Origin of the sequence: Aldersonia sp. NBC_00410 (genome assembly GCF_026342035.1) — a bacterium.
Taxonomy (GTDB): domain Bacteria; phylum Actinomycetota; class Actinomycetes; order Mycobacteriales; family Mycobacteriaceae; genus Aldersonia.
Map to the genome: position 1 here is coordinate 1 of NZ_JAPENM010000004.1, position 17,968 is coordinate 17,968.

The following is a 17,968-nucleotide window of genomic DNA, read 5'->3' on the forward strand; positions in this document are numbered from 1 at the left end:
GATGTTCCGGCGGTGTCCTACTCTCCCACACCCTGTCGGGTGCAGTACCATCGGCGCTGACAGGCTTAGCTTCCGGGTTCGGGATGGGTCCGGGCGTTTCCCTGTCGCTATGGCCGCCGTAACTCTGTGAAACTGTCACACGGAACTCGGGGTTTCCGACCGTTCACACTTGTGTGGTGTGTGGTGGGTTGCCGTGTTCTGAAACGTGTGTGTTGTTTCAGATACTGCACAGTGGACGCGTAGCTTCTTTGTTGGTAAGTCCTCGGCCGATTAGTACCAGTCACCTGCACCGATTGCTCGGCTTCCAGTTCTGGCCTATCAACCCGGTGGTCTGCCGGGGGCCTTACCCCCTCGAGGGGGTGAGAAACCTCATCTTGGAACAGGCTTCCCGCTTAGATGCTTTCAGCGGTTATCCCTTCCGAACGTAGCTAACCAGCGGTGCTCCTGGTGGAACAACTGGCACACCAGAGGTTCGTCCGTCCCGGTCCTCTCGTACTAGGGACAGCCTTCCTCAAGTTTCTGACGCGCGCGGCGGATAGAGACCGAACTGTCTCACGACGTTCTAAACCCAGCTCGCGTGCCGCTTTAATGGGCGAACAGCCCAACCCTTGGGACCTACTCCAGCCCCAGGATGCGACGAGCCGACATCGAGGTGCCAAACCATCCCGTCGATATGGACTCTTGGGGAAGATCAGCCTGTTATCCCCGGGGTACCTTTTATCCGTTGAGCGACACCGCTTCCACTTGCCGGTGCCGGATCACTAGTCCCGACTTTCGTCCCTGCTCGACCTGTCAGTCTCACAGTCAAGCTCCCTTGTGCACTTGCACTCGACACCTGATTGCCAACCAGGCTGAGGGAACCTTTGGGCGCCTCCGTTACATTTTGGGAGGCAACCGCCCCAGTTAAACTACCCACCAGGCACTGTCCCTGAACCAGATCATGGTCCGAGGTTAGAGGTCCAATACGATCAGAGTGGTATTTCAACGTTGACTCCACGAATACTGGCGTACCCGCTTCACAGTCTCCCACCTATCCTACACAAACCGTACCGAACACCAATACCAAGCTATAGTGAAGGTCCCGGGGTCTTTTCGTCCTGCCGCGCGTAACGAGCATCTTTACTCGTAATGCAATTTCGCCGAGTCTGTGGTTGAGACAGCAGAGAAGTCGTTACGCCATTCGTGCAGGTCGGAACTTACCCGACAAGGAATTTCGCTACCTTAGGATGGTTATAGTTACCACCGCCGTTTACCGGGGCTTAAATTCTCAGCTTCACCCATTGCTGGGTTGACCGGTCCTCTTAACCTTCCGGCACCGGGCAGGCGTCAGTCCGTATACATCGTCTTACGACTTCGCACGGACCTGTGTTTTTAGTAAACAGTCGCTTCTCTCTGGTCTCTGCGACCCCGACCAGCTCGGGAAGTAAATTCCGTCACCAGCCGTGGTCCCCCTTCTCCCGAAGTTACGGGGGCATTTTGCCGAGTTCCTTAACCACAGTTCTCTCGATCGCCTTGGTATTCTCTACCTGACCACCTGTGTCGGTTTGGGGTACGGGCCATGTATCAACTCACTAGAGGCTTTTCTCGGCAGCATAGGATCACTGAATTCGCCTCAATCGGCTACGCATCACCTCTCAGGCTGATGAGATCCGGATTTGCCTAGATCTCGCCCTACAGGCTTACACCAGTACAACCACTGACTGGCCCAGCTACCTTCCTGCGTCACCCCATCGCTTGCCTACTACCAGCGAAGGTCCCATGCAGCCCCATCAGGTTCCCCGAAGGGAATCCGTCCGGATTTGGATGGTTAGTACCACTGATTCAGCATGGGCGCGGATACACGGGTACGGGAATATCAACCCGTTGTCCATCGACTACGCCTGTCGGCCTCGCCTTAGGTCCCGACTCACCCTGGGCGGATTAACCTGGCCCAGGAACCCTTGGTCATTCGGCGGACGAGTTTCTCACTCGTCTTTCGCTACTCATGCCTGCATTCTCACTCGCGCACCCTCCACACCTGGATCACTCCGGCGCTTCCCTGGGTGCACGACGCTCCCCTACCCACCCACACCACTGCACAACCCCTCGTAAGGGGAAATGGGTGTTGTGTGAGTGCCGCGGCTTCGGCGGTGTACTTGAGCCCCGCTACATTGTCGGCGCAGGATCACTTGACCAGTGAGCTATTACGCACTCTTTCAAGGGTGGCTGCTTCTAAGCCAACCTCCTGGTTGTCTTCGCGACCCCACATCCTTTTCCACTTAGTACACGCTTAGGGGCCTTAGCCGGCGATCTGGGCTGTTTCCCTCTCGACTACGAACCTTATCGCCCGCAGTCTCACTGCCACGCTCTCACACACCGGCATTCGGAGTTTGGCTGATTTCGGTAAGCTTGTGGGCCCCCTAGACCATCCAGTAGCTCTACCTCCGGTGTGAAACACGTGACGCTGCACCTAAATGCATTTCGGGGAGAACCAGCTATCACGGAGTTTGATTGGCCTTTCACCCCTACCCACAACTCATCCCCTCAGTTTTCAACCTAAGTGGGTTCGGGCCTCCACGACGTCTTACCGTCGCTTCACCCTGGCCATGGGTAGATCACTCCGCTTCGGGTCTAGAACATGCGACTCAACCGCCCTATTCGGACTCGCTTTCGCTACGGCTACCCCACACGGGTTAACCTCGCCACATGCCACTAACTCGCAGGCTCATTCTTCAAAAGGCACGCCATCACCCACAGTGGTAAACCACTCGCAGGCTCTGACGGATTGTAAGCGCACGGTTTCAGGTACTATTTCACTCCCCTCCCGGGGTACTTTTCACCTTTCCCTCACGGTACTAGTCCGCTATCGGTCACCAGGGAGTATTCAGGCTTATCGGGTGGTCCCGACAGATTCACAGCAGATTTCACGGGCCCGCTGCTACTCGGGGACACGCATCGACAGTCACCATGTTTTCGTCTACGGGATTCTCACCCTCTACGACAGGCCGTTCCAGACCACTTCGACTAACACCGGTGATTTCTCACTGTCGCCCAGGCCGGCAGACCCGGGACACACGCGCCCCACAACCCCACACACACAACCCCTGCCGGGTCTCACATGTGCATGGTTTAGCCTCTTCCGCTTTCGCTCGCCACTACTCACGGAATCACTATTGTTTTCTCTTCCTGTGGGTACTGAGATGTTTCACTTCCCCACGTTCCCTCCACACGCCCTATATATTCAGGCGCGGGTAACACGACATCACTCGTGCTGGGTTTCCCCATTCGGACACCCTCGGATCTCAGCTCGGTTGGCAGCTCCCCGAGGCATATCGCAGCCTCCCACGTCCTTCATCGGCTCCTGGTGCCAAGGCATCCACCGTACGCTCTTACACACTTACTAACAAAGATGCTCGCGTCCACTGTGCAGTTCTCAAACAACACACAAAACCAAACCCATACCAGCACCAGCCGGCAGAAAAACCCTGCCGCGGTATGACTGAAGTCCAGCCTCGTCGTTTTGTTTCCCTAGAGACAAACACTCACGTGTTCCCTCAGGACCCAACAGTGTGTCGATATATTCACCACGCCCGAGGCAAGAGCCCCGAACATATGCAATGAAACCAGTCAGCGTTCCACCCATGAGCGTCCGCAGTCCCACGATTGGGGACTCAGCGGTCTCTGCCAGGACAACTTCACCTCTGTGAAGCGCCACTGGAGATGTGCTCCTTAGAAAGGAGGTGATCCAGCCGCACCTTCCGGTACGGCTACCTTGTTACGACTTCGTCCCAATCGCCGATCCCACCTTCGACGGCTCCCTCCACAAGGGTTAGGCCACCGGCTTCGGGTGTTACCGACTTTCATGACGTGACGGGCGGTGTGTACAAGGCCCGGGAACGTATTCACCGCAGCGTTGCTGATCTGCGATTACTAGCGACTCCGACTTCACGGGGTCGAGTTGCAGACCCCGATCCGAACTGAGACCGGCTTTAAGGGATTCGCTCCACCTCACGGTATCGCAGCCCTCTGTACCGACCATTGTAGCATGTGTGAAGCCCTGGACATAAGGGGCATGATGACTTGACGTCGTCCCCACCTTCCTCCGAGTTGACCCCGGCAGTCTCCTGCGAGTCCCCGGCATAATCCGCTGGCAACACAGGACAAGGGTTGCGCTCGTTGCGGGACTTAACCCAACATCTCACGACACGAGCTGACGACAGCCATGCACCACCTGTACACCGACCACAAGGGGGGCCGTATCTCTACGGCTTTCCGGTGTATGTCAAACCCAGGTAAGGTTCTTCGCGTTGCATCGAATTAATCCACATGCTCCGCCGCTTGTGCGGGCCCCCGTCAATTCCTTTGAGTTTTAGCCTTGCGGCCGTACTCCCCAGGCGGGGCGCTTAATGCGTTAGCTACGGCACGGATCCCGTGGAAGGAAACCCACACCTAGCGCCCACCGTTTACGGCGTGGACTACCAGGGTATCTAATCCTGTTCGCTCCCCACGCTTTCGCTCCTCAGCGTCAGTTACTGCCCAGAGACCCGCCTTCGCCACCGGTGTTCCTCCTGATATCTGCGCATTTCACCGCTACACCAGGAATTCCAGTCTCCCCTGCAGTACTCAAGTCTGCCCGTATCGCCCGCAAGCTTGGGGTTGAGCCCCAAGTTTTCACGGACGACGCGACAAACCGCCTACGAGCTCTTTACGCCCAGTAATTCCGGACAACGCTCGCACCCTACGTATTACCGCGGCTGCTGGCACGTAGTTGGCCGGTGCTTCTTCTATAGGTACCGTCACTTGCGCTTCGTCCCTACTGAAAGAGGTTTACAACCCGAAGGCCGTCATCCCTCACGCGGCGTCGCTGCATCAGGCTTGCGCCCATTGTGCAATATTCCCCACTGCTGCCTCCCGTAGGAGTCTGGGCCGTGTCTCAGTCCCAGTGTGGCCGGTCGCCCTCTCAGGCCGGCTACCCGTCGTCGCCTTGGTAGGCCATTACCCCACCAACAAGCTGATAGGCCGCGGGCCCATCCTGCACCGATAAATCTTTCCACCACCAACCATGCGATCAGTGGTCATATCCGGTATTAGACCCAGTTTCCCAGGCTTATCCCAGAGTGCAGGGCAGATCACCCACGTGTTACTCACCCGTTCGCCGCTCGTGTACCCCGAAAGGCCTTACCGCTCGACTTGCATGTGTTAAGCACGCCGCCAGCGTTCGTCCTGAGCCAGGATCAAACTCTCCGTTGAAGACTCACAACCACACCCCTACCCACCCGAAAGCAGGACACAGGGCGCAATCAGAGAAACAATCGCGAGTCCGAAAACCCAGCAAAACAAAACGCCAGCTCAAAAATTTGAACTGACAAATATAAACCCCGACCCGCATCACACGGGGGTGCAACCGGCCGGGAACCAAACAAAACAATCATTTGGCACTGACATTCATCGACACACTATTGAGTTCTCAAAGAACACGCACACACCATCACACCCCACCAACAGGGACGATCCGGGGCAACCGCTCCAGACTACCTCAACCCCACCACACCGTCAAAACCAGCAACGGCCAACAATGGAACCAAGATTTCCCGATCCCAACAAGACCGGCACTCGAGCCTACCAGGCGCCACCGTCCAACCTCGTTCACCCACAGCCTCTCAGCCCCGGGTCGGTGTCCGTGTCGCTCTGACTTGGAAAAAGTTACGGCACCACAACCACAGAATCAAATCGCCTGGTCACGGCTCGATACTGCCCTCATTTCCGCAGGTCACCGGCCCGCTTTCGGGCGCCGGATCCGGGTGCGGCGCAAAATCTTTCGGTGTGGCGCCGACCACATTTGCGAAAGCCCAGGTCTGGCAGGTTGACCCGCGTCCGGGCCGGCACCAACCCGCGTTCTCGCACTACTGCGCCTTCTTGGCCGCGCGTACCAGTCCCCCGCCGATGATCAGGCGCTGAATCTCGCTGGTGCCCTCGTACAGCCGAAGCAAGCGCACTTCGCGATAGATCCGCTCCACGGCGACGCCGCGCATGTACCCAGTGCCGCCGTGGACCTGCACTGCCAGGTCGGCGACCCGGCCGGCCATCTCGGTGCAGTACAGCTTGGCCACCGACGGTGCGATCCGTCGGTCTTCACCACTGACGTATTTGCGCGCACTGTCGCGCACCAGCGCCCGCCCTGCCGCCACGCCGACCTGCTGATCGGCGATCATCGCCTGCACGAGTTGGAAATCCCCGATCGGTATTCCGCCCTGTGTGGTGACGGCGGCGTAGGCCACCGATTCGTCGAGCGCCCGTTGCGCGGCGCCGACCGCCAACGCCCCGATATGCACGCGCCCGCGCGCCAGGGCCGTCATCGCCGCGCGGTACCCGGCCTCCTCGGTACCGCCGACAAGCGCGTCCTCGTCGACGACAACGCCGTCGAAGGAGACCTCGGCAGTCCACGCCCCCTCCTGGCCCATCTTCTTGTCCTTGGGGCCCACCGACACGCCGTGCGCATCGGCCGGGACGAGAAATACTGCAATTCCCGTTCCACTTTCGTCGGCCGGGCGGGTGCGCGCGAACACCACGAACAAGTGCGCCGACGGCGCATTGGTGATGAAGCGCTTCGTGCCGGTGATCGTCCACCGACCGTCGGCGAGCGTGGCACGTGTGGTCAGGCCGGCCGGATTCGAACCGGCCTCGGGTTCGGTGAGCGCGAACGAGGCGACCACATCGCCGGCGGCGATCCGCTCCAGCCAACGCGACTTCTGCTCGTCGGTGCCGAAATTCACCAGTACCTGTCCGGCGATTCCGTTATTGGTGCCGAACATCGACCGCAGCGCCAGCGAGGTGTATCCGAACTCCATGGCCAATTCGACGTCCTGGGTCAGATCGAGGCCGAGGCCTCCCCACCGCTGTGGAATCGCGTAGCCGAACAGGCCCATATCCGCGGCGGCCCGGCGCAGATCGTCGGGAATGCGATCCGTTTCGGCGATCTCACCCTCCCGCGGGACCACCTGTTTGCGGATGAATTCGCGCGTCTGGGCGAGAATGTCGGCGAAATCTTCGTCGCCGACCTCGGGTGCGGAATTCGGTTGCACGGCTTACTCCTTCGGTCCGGCGACGACTCCGCCGGAGATCAGATCCGCGACCTCGGCGGCCGGGAGGTCGAGTAGGTCGGTCAGCAGCGCTTCGGTGTCCGCGCCGAGCGCAGGGGCGGGAGTGGCATCGAAGTGCCGCCCGCCGAACATTGCGGGCAACGCAGCGGCGAGGTAGCTGCCGATCCGGGGCTGCTCCAGGTTCGCGAACAGTGGATTGCGTTCGAGCGCACCGCCGGCCACAACTTCGCTGAACGTCGCATATCGCTCGTGCAGGATCGTTGTCTTTGCCAGCGCCGCCGCGACCTCGTCCCCGCCGCGCTCGCGGAACCACGACGCGAAGAGTGCCGTGAGCACTTCCCGGTGGCGGTAGCGGTGCTCTTCGAGCCCGAAGTCCGCACCGAGCGCGGCGGCCAACGCGACCACTGTCTCGCCGGTCCCGGTCAGCTCGACGAGATCGCGAAAATGCCGGTTGGTGAGTGCGACGATCATGAACCGCGCGCCGTCGCGGGTGACGAAGTCGATTCCGTACGTGCCGTAGACGGCGTTGCCCGATGCCTCGCGTCCGCTGCCGTTGATCTGCACCTCGGTGAGATATCCGAGGGCACCCGCGGTGGCGAGAGCGACGTCCTCCAGCGGGAGCGTGATGTGCGCCCCCTCTCCTGTGCGTTCGCGATTCCGCACGGCCGCCGTCACACTCAGCGCCGCGTACAGGCCACAGGCGAGATCCCACGCGGGCAGGACGTGATTGACCGCACCGGAATGGTCGACCGGGCCGGTGAGGTAGGGAAACCCGAGGCCCGCATTGACGGTGTAGTCCACCGCGGTGCCCCCGTCGTGGCGCCCGAGTACCTCCAACGTGATGACGTCGCGCCGCAGCCGAGCGAGCGTTTCGTGGCCGAGCCAGTCGCGCCCGGCCGCATTGGTAACCAGGATCCCGCCTGCGGGTCCGGGAGCGGTGATCAGCCGCTGCAGCAGGCGCTGCGCGTCGGGAGAACGCAGATCGCAGGCCAGCGAACGCTTTCCCCGATTGAGTCCGGTCCAGTAGATGCTCTCGCCGTCGGCCGTCACCGGCCACCGCCGGTAGTCGGCGGCACCACCGAGCGGGTCGACGCGAATCACGTCCGCACCGAGTTGGGAGAGGGTGAGCCCGCACAGCGGTGCCGCCACGAAGCTCGATAGCTCGACGATGCGCAGCCCTGCGAGCGGACGGGAATCGGGTGGTGTCACGGCAAGCTCCTGCGAACTTTGTACGGCAAAATATGGTGCCCTGTTCCTATCAGTTTCAGGAGCTGGTGTCCGACGGCATCGTCTACCGGGTTCCCGAGCGCGGCCGGGTAATCCCGCCACGCCGAGCTCATCCGATCAAGGTGACGACTTTCCGACGGCCCGAGGCTTAGCCTGCTGAAATGTCCACCTCACCGCACAGGCGAAACGAGACCGGAATCCGAGTCGTGGCCGTCATCGTGCTGATTGCCGTCGTGTTGGTTGCCGCGCCCATCCTGGTCGCGCTCATCTTCTGATCACCGAGGAGTTCACGATGGACGAGAAGTATCCGGGCGGCTGGGGTCTCTTCGCGGGACTCATGCTGATTCTGGTCGGCGTATTCAACGGCATTCAGGGCATCGTGGCGCTCACCGCGCCGGAACGGCTGTTCGTCGGCGAGGAGCATCTCGTGCTCCTCGACTTCGATCGCTGGGGCTGGGTATTGCTGTTCTGGGGAGTCATCCTGGTGGTCGCCGGCGGTGCGCTGCTGGCCGCCGCTACCTGGGCGCGCGTATTCGGCGTCACCGTGGCCCTGCTGAACGCGGTCGGGCAACTGACCTGGCTCGGCACTCAACCGTGGTTGTCGTTGCTGCTGATCGCGATCGACATCGGCGTGGTCTGGGGCCTGACCGCGGGATGGCCGGACGAACGCACCGAACGCCGACCGCAGCTCTGAACCGGCGCGCCGTTTCACGCACGGTGAGGTGAATACCACGCATCGGGCCCACGGTTCGATAGGCTCCCTGCCGTAACACGTCTCGGCCCGCCCACCCAGCGGCGCACGTGCGGGTCGTTTTGGCGCCACCGGCGAAGGGGCACGCGTGCTGTCCAGCAACACCGAACGACTGTCCTCGCGCGCACGACGCCCTGTCCGCAATCCCGAGTCGATAGTGCACCGTGCCCGACTGCACCACGCACTCACCGGCGCGCTCACGGGACAGGTTCCGGTTGTCTCGATCTGCGCCCCCGCCGGGTCGGGCAAGACGACACTGCTCGTCGACTGGGCCGATCGGCTCGCGCATACGGCACCGCGTGGACCGTCCCTCGCGTGGGCGACGCTGACCGAGCGGCACAACAGCGCGGCCGCCATTCGCGCGGAGGTGCACGCCGCCGTGTCCGAGGCGATCGGATTCGGCACGGCGGGCGACTCTCACCACTCGGCGGCACTCGAGAATCTCGCGGCAGGTCTACAGGCAATCGACACGCCGATCTGGCTCGTCCTGGACGACACCCATGTGCTGCACGATCCCGGCGCGTTGACCACCCTCGAGCAATACCTGCGTTGGGACCATCCGCAACTGCGGATCGTCCTCGCCGGCCGCTACGAACCACCACTTGCCTTGCAGCGCATGCGCATGGAGCAACGAATCCTCGAGATCGGATACCACGACCTCGCTTTCACGGCCGGCGAAACGGCAGCGATGCTCGCCGAGCACCAAGTGCGGCTGTCGGAGCGCGACCTGGACAAGCTGATGGCGCGGACCGAAGGCTGGGCGGCGGGGGTAAGACTGGCGGGAATGTCGCTGGCCAGCCATCCCGACCCGGCCCGCCTGCTCGCCGACTTCTCCGGTGACCACCGCGCGGTCGCCGATTACCTCATCGACGAGGTGCTCACCGGCCAACCCGAACACGTTCGAGAATTCTTGCTGCGCACGTCCATCGCCGAGGAATTCACCGCCGATCTGGCCGAGCAGTTGACCGGCAACTCCGAGGCACGCCGCATCCTCGGCGAGTTGGAACGCCGAAACTGCCTGATCACGCGCACGGCCGAGGCACCGCCCGCCTATCGGTACCATCCGCTGCTGCGCGATTATCTGCGCGCCGAGGTCGGTCGGATCGGCCGCTCCGCAGTCGAGCAGCTCGAGCACGTCGCGGCGGGGTGGTACGCGCAATTCGGCGACGCGCTGCTCGCCCTCGAACATGCACTGAAAGCGGCTTCTACCGACGATGTGCTCACGGTGCTCGAACAGTCGGGACTGTCGTTGGTCCTCGACGGCCATGGAACTGCGGTCTCCCGTTTCATCGCACGGGCGAGCCGCAATACCAGAGAGCAGCCACTCGTCCAGCTGATCTGTGCCGCCGCAGCGCTGGCAGAGGGGTCGGCCAGCGTCGCGCGGTCCATCCTGGCCGAGTACGACCGCGGTGCGGCGGCGCTGGAATTCGATACCACGCGGACGCAAACACGGCGGCTGGCCACTCTGCGCGCGGCACTCATGCTGCAGTGCACCACGTTCGACGGCGATGCGGTGCCCGATGCCGCGGATACTGCAGCCGCGGCGGCGGGCTCGGGCGACGCGGAACTCGATGCGTTCGCGCTGTTGCAGGCCGGCCTGGCCGAGCACGCGCGCGGCCGGCTCGACGCCGCAGCCGAATTGCTCGAGAGTGCGGTGCAACACGCTCGCATCGCCTCCGGAACACGAATCGTGCAGTCCACGCTCGCGGCCCGCGCGCGCCTGCAGCTCGGTTCGGGGAGTTTGACCACGGCCGAAGCGACCGCCAACGAGATACTGGAAATCGCTCGCCACGAACACAGTCCGGACGGCGACGGCGTCCATACCGCGTGGTTGACGCTGGCGTGGTGCGATTTCCTCCGCGCCGCGGACACCGAAGCGGCGGCCGGCCACGCCCAGTTGACGGCGGACCGGCTACGCACTCACAACCCAGGGCTCGCGCGCGAAGCGGCCCTGCTCGCGCGACTGTGCCGTGTCGATGACGCGCCGGCGGACCGCGCCACGGCGCGGGCCGTGTACGAATCGTTCTGGGCGACGATCGCCGCCCACCCAGCACCGGGATTCCTCGAACTGGCCACGATACCGGTGGTGCATGCCCTGCTGCGGGCCGGTGAGACCGGCCCACTGACCGAATTACTCAGGTGGACAACAGAATCCGCGACTCGAAGTGGCGAGCCGGAGACCGTTCGCGCAATCGTCGACCTGTCCGCAAACCGGCCCTCCCGGGTTCGCGATACGCTCTCCCCGATCATCGCAGGCACCGTCATCTGCGCGTCGTCGGCGACCCTGGTATCTGCGGTCGTGACCGAGGCAATCAACGCGGCGCAACGCAACCACACACCAAGGGCCCACTGGGCACTCACCGAGGCACTGCGTCACGCCGCGGCCGAGCAGGTGGTCCGCCCGTTTGTCGACGCGAGCGGCCCGGTCCGCGCATTGCTGATCGCGGGCACGGGACGGTTCGGACGCGTCGAAGAGTTTGCTGCGCAGGTTCGCTCGGCGCTACCGACCGGCGATCGCGCCAACGAACCCATCGCGCTGACCGTCCGAGAACTCGAACTGCTTCGGGAGCTGCCGTCGTGGCGCACCGCGGATCAGATCGCCGCCGACATGTGCCTGTCGGTCAATACGGTAAAGACCCATCTGCGCGGCATCTACCGCAAGCTCGATGTGACGTCCCGACGGGCCGCGGTCGCTCGCGCGCAGTCGCTCGGTTTGCTCTGAGTCCTACCGCAGTCCCGAACTCCGGCAGAACGATTCACCAACTCCGGGTGATGTGGACGTGCCGGCGCGGTGACATCCTGGTTTGAAGGCCGAAAGCGAAGCCACCCCGAGGAGTCTCGTGTCCGATTCCGCCGCTACGTGGCCGCCAGGAGTTCGGTACGAATTCGTACTCGCCGAAGCTGCCTCCGAGCGGGTGCTCGCCGCGTTCCCCGAATTCCGCACCGCCACCGCCCATGGATCGAACACGGTCCTCTTCGGTCCCGTCGCCGATCCGACCGAACTCCGCGGCCTGCTCGCACGGTTCGACACCCTCGGACTCACCGTGCTGGAAATGCGCAGGCTGCCCGACTGACCAGTGGTCGGTCGGGCAGCCCGATTGCGCGGCTACCGAAATTCAGAGGTCGGGATTCCAGGTGGTCACGGCCCAGATCACCACGATATCGAGGGCAATGATCAGGATTGCCCACAGCGGATACCACGGGATCCAGAGGAAGTTCGCCACGATCGACAGCGACGCGATGACCACTGCCGCGATCCGTGCCCATGCCGCACCGGTGAACAATCCGAGCGCGGCAGCGATCACCAGGATGCCGACGACGATGTGGATCCAACCCCATGCCGTCGTGTCGAACTTGTAGATGTAGTCGATGCCCTTGACGAAGATCTCGTCGGAGGCGACAGCCGAGATACCCTGCAGCACCGACACAAGGCCCACCACGAGCAGGAGGACCCCGGCGACAAGGGAAGTGCCGCCCGCCCAGGCCTGTTTCGTGGAGCCCTGCTTGGTGGAGTCTGGAGCCGGTTGTCCGGTTGTCATGGATATCCTCCTGCACCGTTCACTGTTCGAAACGCCGACAGCTTCGATGATGCGGTGGGCCCGGTCGGCCGGTCCTCATCCCTGGCGGGTGATCTTTGTGCGCCGCCGAATTCCTCAGGCCACCCGGCGGATATCAGCGCCGAGGCCCTGCAGATCCTCGATGAAATGCGGATAGCCCCGGTCGATGTGATAGACGTCATGCACCTCGGTGACCCCGTCGGCGACCAGTGCGGCGAGGACGAGCCCGGCGCCGGCGCGGATGTCGGAGGACCACACCGGCGCACTCGACAGCCGCGGCACCCCCCGGACGACTGCATGGTGGCCGTCGGTCCGGGCGTCCGAGCCGAGGCGGATCATTTCCTCGACGAACCGGAAGCGTGCTTCGAAAACGTTCTCGGTGATCATCGACGTGCCGTCCGCGATTGCCGCGAGTCCGATCGCCATTGGCTGCAGGTCCGTGGGGAACCCAGGATAAGGCAGCGTCGAGAAGTTCACCGCCTTCGGCCGATGCCGCTGCTTCACCCGAAAACCATCCGGCTCGCGATCGATCTCGGCGCCCGTCGTAGCCAGTTTGTCCAGCACGAGCGACAGATGCTTCGGGTTCACCCCCGTGACCCGAACGTCGCCAATCGTCATCACCGCCGCGATCGCCCACGTGGCCGCGACGATTCGATCGCCGATCACACGATGCTCGGTCGGCACGAGCTTCTCCGCACCCTGGATGGTGAGCGTAGAGGTGCCCACGCCACTCAACTCGGCACCCATCTGGATCAGCATGTGGCAGAGGTCGACGATCTCCGGTTCGCGCGCGGCATTGTCGATCACCGTCTCGCCCTCGGCGAGGACGGCGGCCATGAGGATGTTCTCGGTGGCGCCCACCGACGGGAAGTCCAGCCGGATTCGCGCACCCTGCAACTCATCGGCACGAGCGACGACGCAGCCGTGCTCGATTTCGCTGTGGGCGCCGAGCAGGCGCAGGCCGGACTGGTGCATGTCCAATGGACGCGAACCGATCGCGTCACCGCCGGGCAGCGCGACAACCGCGCGACGGCACCGGGCCACCAGCGGACCGAGCACACAGACCGATGCGCGGAACTGGCGAACCGCGGCGAAATCGGCGTGATACTTCGGCTCGGCCGGCGTCGTGATTGCGACGGTGTCGCCGTCGAGGACAACCTCGCAGCCGAGGCCACGCAGCACCTCGGCCATCAGCGGCACGTCCAGGATGTCCGGGCAGTTCGTGATGATGCTCGTCCCCTCGGCCAGTAACGCGGCCGCCATCAACTTGAGCACGCTGTTCTTGGCGCCGCCGACATGGACTGCGCCGGACAGCGGCACCCCGCCCGTCACCAAGAACCGTTCACTCACAATGGCACAGCGTAGTCAGCCGGGTTCGGTGGGGCGAAATGACGGCACATCGGCGCACCCAGCGCGACGGCCCCGCGGCGGTACGGTTGCGGCATGGCCGTGCATCTCACCCGCATCTACACCCGCACCGGAGACGACGGAACCACCGGTCTCAGCGACTTCAGCCGGGTATCGAAGAACGATCCTCGCCTCGTCGCCTACGCCGACTGCGACGAGACGAACGCCGCACTCGGTACCGCGATCGCCCTGGGCAATCCCGAGCCTGCGGTACGCGAAGTGCTGCGACAGATACAGAACGATCTGTTCGACGCGGGTGCCGACCTGTCCACCCCGGTTGTCGAGAATCCGGAGTATCCGCCCCTTCGGGTCCAGCAGGAGTACGTGGACCGGCTCGAGCTTTGGTGCGACGAATTCAACGCGGACCTGCCGAAACTGGACTCGTTCATTCTGCCCGGCGGCACACCACTGGCCGCGCTGTTGCACTCCGCGCGCACGATCTCGCGACGAGCCGAGCGCGCGGCATGGGCTGCCATCGATGCCAGTCCGGAGACCACAAATGCATTGCCGGCGAAATACCTCAACCGACTGTCGGATCTGCTGTTCATCCTGAGCCGCTACGCCAATCCCGAGGGCGACGTGAAGTGGCTGCCGGGTGCCGGCGGAAATGCAGAGAAAAGCGCCGATTGATTGCCGCTCAGCGGCGGTGCCGGATGTGCCGCTCAGCGGCGGTGCCGGATATGCCGCTCAGCGGCGGCGCCCGCGGAGGGATCGGCCCGACGGCCGGGATTCCACCCACGACAGGAACGCGGTGAGCGCACCGCGGTCGAGACCGATTTCGTAGCTGCCATCGGCGTCGCGCACTTCGATGATCGCGACCTCGTCGGTCATCAGATCGTGCTCGGATCCCTCGGGTGAGCGGCGTTCCACCACCACGATGCTGGACCGATGGAGCCTGCTATCCGGACCGAGCCGCAAGCTGGACAGCTTGAAGAACACCAGGGCACCTTCGCCGTAGCGGATCAGGCCATGACGCCAGCCATGCCCCGCCCCATTCGGCAATGTGCGAACGAGCGCCGCGGTCCCGCCCCGCCGCAGCATCACCAGGCGGTAGAGGGAGGCTCCAGCAAAATAGGCGAGCAGCACGACCAGAATGATGAGGAGCACCATTCCGACCCGCACTGCTCGCCTATCTCCTTGCGTGCTGTACCGGCGCTAAACCGTGCGGCCTACGGCGCGCAGCCGCGCGCGGCCCCTGGCACTGACCTTCTCGTCGTCGGACTCGGCGTCACGTGTCGCCCGGTCCACGTCGATCTCGTCGGCAGCCTGCGCATCCTCCGCGAGGATGGTCACGCCTTCCTTGGTGACCGACAGAAAGCCGCCGTCGACCGCGTAGATCAACTGCTCGCCGTCGGTCGTGTCGATCCGCACCGACGCATCCGCAACCAGCTCGGCCATCAGCGGGATGTGATGCGGCAGAATGCCGATCTCACCCTCGACCGTACGGGCGAACACGAACGTCGCCTCGCCCGACCAGATCTTGCGCTCGACCGCGACCAGGTCGACCTTCATCTCAGCCATTCACAAGTCCTTTCGGGGCTGGGCGTCGATCGGCGCTGCGCAGGCTCCGGCTAGAGCTTCGCACCGAGGCTCTCGGCCTTCTGCGCCAAGTCTTCGAGTCCACCGATCATGAAGAACGCCTGCTCGGGCAGGTGATCGAACTCGCCCTTGGTGAGCTTGTCGAACGCCTCGACGGTCTCCTTGACCGGCACGTTGGAACCGGCCTGACCGGTGAACTGCTCGGCAGCGAACATGTTCTGCGACAGGAAGCGCTCGATCCGACGCGCGCGGTTGACCAGCTGCTTGTCCTCTTCGGACAGCTCGTCGATACCGAGGATGGCGATGATGTCCTGCAGGTCCTGGTAGCGCTGCAGGATGCGGATGACTTCCTGCGAAACCCGGTAGTGCTCTTCGCCGACGATGCTCGGCTCGAGGATCGTCGAGGACGATGCCAGCGGGTCGACGGCCGGGAAGATGCCCTTCGAGAACACCGTGCGGGAAAGCTCGGTGGTCGCGTCGAGGTGGGCGAACGTCGCGGCAGGCGCGGGGTCCGTGTAGTCGTCGGCGGGCACGTAAACGGCCTGCATCGAGGTGATCGACTTGCCCTTGGTCGACGTGATGCGCTCCTGGAGCTCACCCATCTCGTCGGCCAGCGTCGGCTGGTAGCCCACGGCCGAAGGCATCCGGCCGAGCAGGGTCGAAACCTCGGAACCGGCCTGGGTGAACCGGAAAATGTTGTCGATGAAGAGCAGCACGTCCTGGTTCTGCTCGTCGCGGAAGTACTCGGCCATCGTGAGAGCCGAGAGGGCGACACGCATGCGCGTGCCCGGCGGCTCGTCCATCTGGCCGAACACCAATGCGGTGTCCTTGAGTACGTTCGCCTCCGCGAGCTCGACCCACAGGTCGTTGCCCTCACGGGTGCGCTCACCGACGCCGGCGAACACCGAAGTACCGCTGAAGTTCTTGGCGATACGGTTGATCATCTCCTGGATGAGCACCGTCTTGCCGACACCGGCACCGCCGAACAGGCCGATCTTGCCGCCGCGCACGTACGGAGTCAGCAGGTCGACGACCTTCAGACCGGTCTCCAACACCTCGGTACGACCCTCGAGCTGATCGAAGGCGGGCGGGCGGCGGTGGATCGACCACTTGTCGAAGTCGTCGCCGTAGCCCGGCTCATCCAGGCAGTGGCCGAGGGCGTTGAACACGTGGCCCTTGACGCCGTCGCCGACCGGCACGGAGATGGCGCTACCGGTATCGGTGACCGGGACGCCGCGGACCAGGCCGTCGGTGGGCTGCATGGAGACGGTGCGCACGAGGTTGTCACCGAGGTGCTGTGCCACCTCGAGGGTCAACGTCTTCGCCATCTCGGGGAAGGTGATCTCGGCGTGCAGCGCGTTGTACAGCTCCGGGATCGAATCGCGGGGGAATTCCACGTCGACGACCGGCCCGGTTACCCGGACCACGCGACCGGCGCGCTCGGTGGAGCCGGCTTGGGTAGTAGCAGCGGGGGCAGTCATCTAGTCGTCACTTCCTGTTGCGGCGAGCGCGTCAACGCCACCGACGATTTCACTGATTTCCTGGGTGATCTGTGCCTGGCGAGCACGGTTCGCTTCCAGCGTGAGGCTGCGAATCAGCTCATCGGCATTATCCGTGGCGGCCTTCATCGCGCGGCGGCGCGCAGCCGATTCGGACGCCGCCGAGTCGAGCAGCGCGGCATAGATGCGGGTTGCGAGATAGCGCGGCAGGAGCGAATCGAACAGCTCCTTCGCCTCCGGCTCGAACTCGAACTCGGCCTTTTCGTCGGTCGTCTCGGTCTCTTCGATCGCAAGCGGGGCGATCCGGTGGGCGACGGCAGTCTGGGTCAGCATCGAGGTGAACTCGGTGAATACGATGTGCAACTCGTCCACGCCGTGCTTCTTGCCCGGGTAGTCGTCGTCCTCGTCGGCCGACCCGACCATGAAGTCCGACACCAGCCGCTCGGCGATCTCGACCGCGTTCGCATAGGTGGGCTGCTCGGAGAAGCCGGTCCACGACTGCGCGACCTCGCGGCCACGGAAGCGATAGAAACCCTGCGCCTTACGGCCGACCGTGTAGATCGTCGGTGTCTTGCCCTGCTCGCGCAGGTGGCCGAACAGCTGCTCGCCGACGCGAAGCGCGTTGGCGTTGTAGCCGCCGCAGAGTCCGCGATCCGAGGTGACCACGAGGACACCTGCGGTGTGCGCGTTCTCCTTCTCGACCAACAGCGGATGATCGAGATCGGCTTCGTCGGCAAGCGTGGTGAGCACCTTCGTCATCTCTTCCGAGTACGGACGCGCTGCTTGGACTCGGGCCTGCGACTTCGAGATGCGCGAAGTCGCGATCATCTCCTGGGCCTTGGTGATCTTCTTGATCGCCCCGGCGGACCGGATTCGCCTTCTGAGTACTCGTAGTTGTGCGGGCATCTA

The 17,968-nt window shown here is 63.5% G+C and carries 12 protein-coding genes and 3 rRNA genes; 4 read left to right on the plus strand and 11 right to left on the minus strand.

All coding sequences use genetic code 11. The features are described 5' to 3' along the window. Window positions 1-4: 4 nt before the first annotated feature. The 5 genes from rrf to OG921_RS10190 all read right to left on the minus strand — a co-directional run bounded on the left by rrf (window position 5) and on the right by OG921_RS10190 (window position 8,288). A 5S ribosomal RNA gene (rrf, locus tag OG921_RS10170) occupies window positions 5-121 on the minus strand. 129 nt (window positions 122-250) lie between these two features. Then, window positions 251-3,382 (minus strand): 23S ribosomal RNA (locus tag OG921_RS10175). A 330-nt stretch (window positions 3,383-3,712) separates the two neighbouring features. Continuing rightward, window positions 3,713-5,229, minus strand: a 16S ribosomal RNA gene (locus OG921_RS10180). Together the 16S, 23S and 5S rRNA genes form the textbook arrangement of a ribosomal RNA operon. Before the next feature lie 653 nt (window positions 5,230-5,882). Then, window positions 5,883-7,061: an acyl-CoA dehydrogenase family protein gene (locus OG921_RS10185; RefSeq protein WP_266112307.1), complete on the minus strand. Its 1,179-nt coding sequence runs from the start codon at window positions 7,059-7,061 to the stop codon at window positions 5,883-5,885. Window positions 7,062-7,064: 3 nt separating this feature from the next. Continuing rightward, complete coding sequence (locus tag OG921_RS10190; protein ID WP_266112308.1) at window positions 7,065-8,288, minus strand: CoA transferase; 1,224 nt, start codon at window positions 8,286-8,288, stop codon at window positions 7,065-7,067. Between the two features lie 310 nt (window positions 8,289-8,598). On the opposite strand from OG921_RS10190, the gene OG921_RS10195 reads away from it, so the two are divergent. The 3 genes from OG921_RS10195 to OG921_RS10205 all read left to right on the plus strand — a co-directional run bounded on the left by OG921_RS10195 (window position 8,599) and on the right by OG921_RS10205 (window position 12,131). Next, complete coding sequence (locus tag OG921_RS10195; protein ID WP_266112309.1) at window positions 8,599-9,000, plus strand: hypothetical protein; 402 nt, start codon at window positions 8,599-8,601, stop codon at window positions 8,998-9,000. Window positions 9,001-9,145: 145 nt separating this feature from the next. Then, the gene (locus OG921_RS10200; RefSeq protein ID WP_266112310.1) at window positions 9,146-11,779 is read left to right on the plus strand and encodes a LuxR C-terminal-related transcriptional regulator; all 2,634 of its coding nucleotides are present in this window, start codon (window positions 9,146-9,148) and stop codon (window positions 11,777-11,779) included. A 118-nt stretch (window positions 11,780-11,897) separates the two neighbouring features. After that, a complete protein-coding gene (locus tag OG921_RS10205; RefSeq protein ID WP_266112311.1) occupies window positions 11,898-12,131 on the plus strand; it encodes a hypothetical protein in 234 nt (77 codons plus the stop codon). A 42-nt stretch (window positions 12,132-12,173) separates the two neighbouring features. Here OG921_RS10205 and OG921_RS10210 read toward each other — a convergent pair whose 3' ends face one another. Together OG921_RS10210 and murA are read right to left on the minus strand one after the other, a co-directional pair. Next, the gene (locus tag OG921_RS10210) at window positions 12,174-12,596 is read right to left on the minus strand and encodes a hypothetical protein (RefSeq protein WP_266112312.1); all 423 of its coding nucleotides are present in this window, start codon (window positions 12,594-12,596) and stop codon (window positions 12,174-12,176) included. Window positions 12,597-12,710: 114 nt separating this feature from the next. Beyond that, window positions 12,711-13,964, minus strand: coding sequence for a UDP-N-acetylglucosamine 1-carboxyvinyltransferase (murA, locus tag OG921_RS10215; protein ID WP_266112313.1), 1,254 nt, complete (start codon window positions 13,962-13,964; stop codon window positions 12,711-12,713). 93 nt (window positions 13,965-14,057) lie between these two features. Between murA and OG921_RS10220 the strand changes: the two genes are divergently transcribed. Then, window positions 14,058-14,651 carry a cob(I)yrinic acid a,c-diamide adenosyltransferase gene (locus OG921_RS10220; protein WP_266112314.1) on the plus strand — a complete coding sequence of 198 codons (594 nt, stop codon included), beginning with the start codon at window positions 14,058-14,060 and terminating at the stop codon, window positions 14,649-14,651. 57 nt (window positions 14,652-14,708) lie between these two features. Here OG921_RS10220 and OG921_RS10225 read toward each other — a convergent pair whose 3' ends face one another. The 4 genes from OG921_RS10225 to OG921_RS10240 are packed head-to-tail and all read right to left on the minus strand — an operon-like array spanning window position 14,709 to window position 17,965. Then, complete coding sequence (locus OG921_RS10225; protein ID WP_266112779.1) at window positions 14,709-15,131, minus strand: DUF2550 domain-containing protein; 423 nt, start codon at window positions 15,129-15,131, stop codon at window positions 14,709-14,711. A gap of 45 nt (window positions 15,132-15,176) precedes the next feature. Continuing rightward, window positions 15,177-15,542, minus strand: coding sequence for a F0F1 ATP synthase subunit epsilon (locus OG921_RS10230; protein WP_266112315.1), 366 nt, complete (start codon window positions 15,540-15,542; stop codon window positions 15,177-15,179). A gap of 50 nt (window positions 15,543-15,592) precedes the next feature. After that, a complete protein-coding gene (atpD, locus tag OG921_RS10235) occupies window positions 15,593-17,041 on the minus strand; it encodes a F0F1 ATP synthase subunit beta (RefSeq protein ID WP_266112316.1) in 1,449 nt (482 codons plus the stop codon). After that, a complete protein-coding gene (locus tag OG921_RS10240; protein ID WP_266112317.1) occupies window positions 17,042-17,965 on the minus strand; it encodes a F0F1 ATP synthase subunit gamma in 924 nt (307 codons plus the stop codon). Window positions 17,966-17,968: the final 3 nt, after the last annotated feature.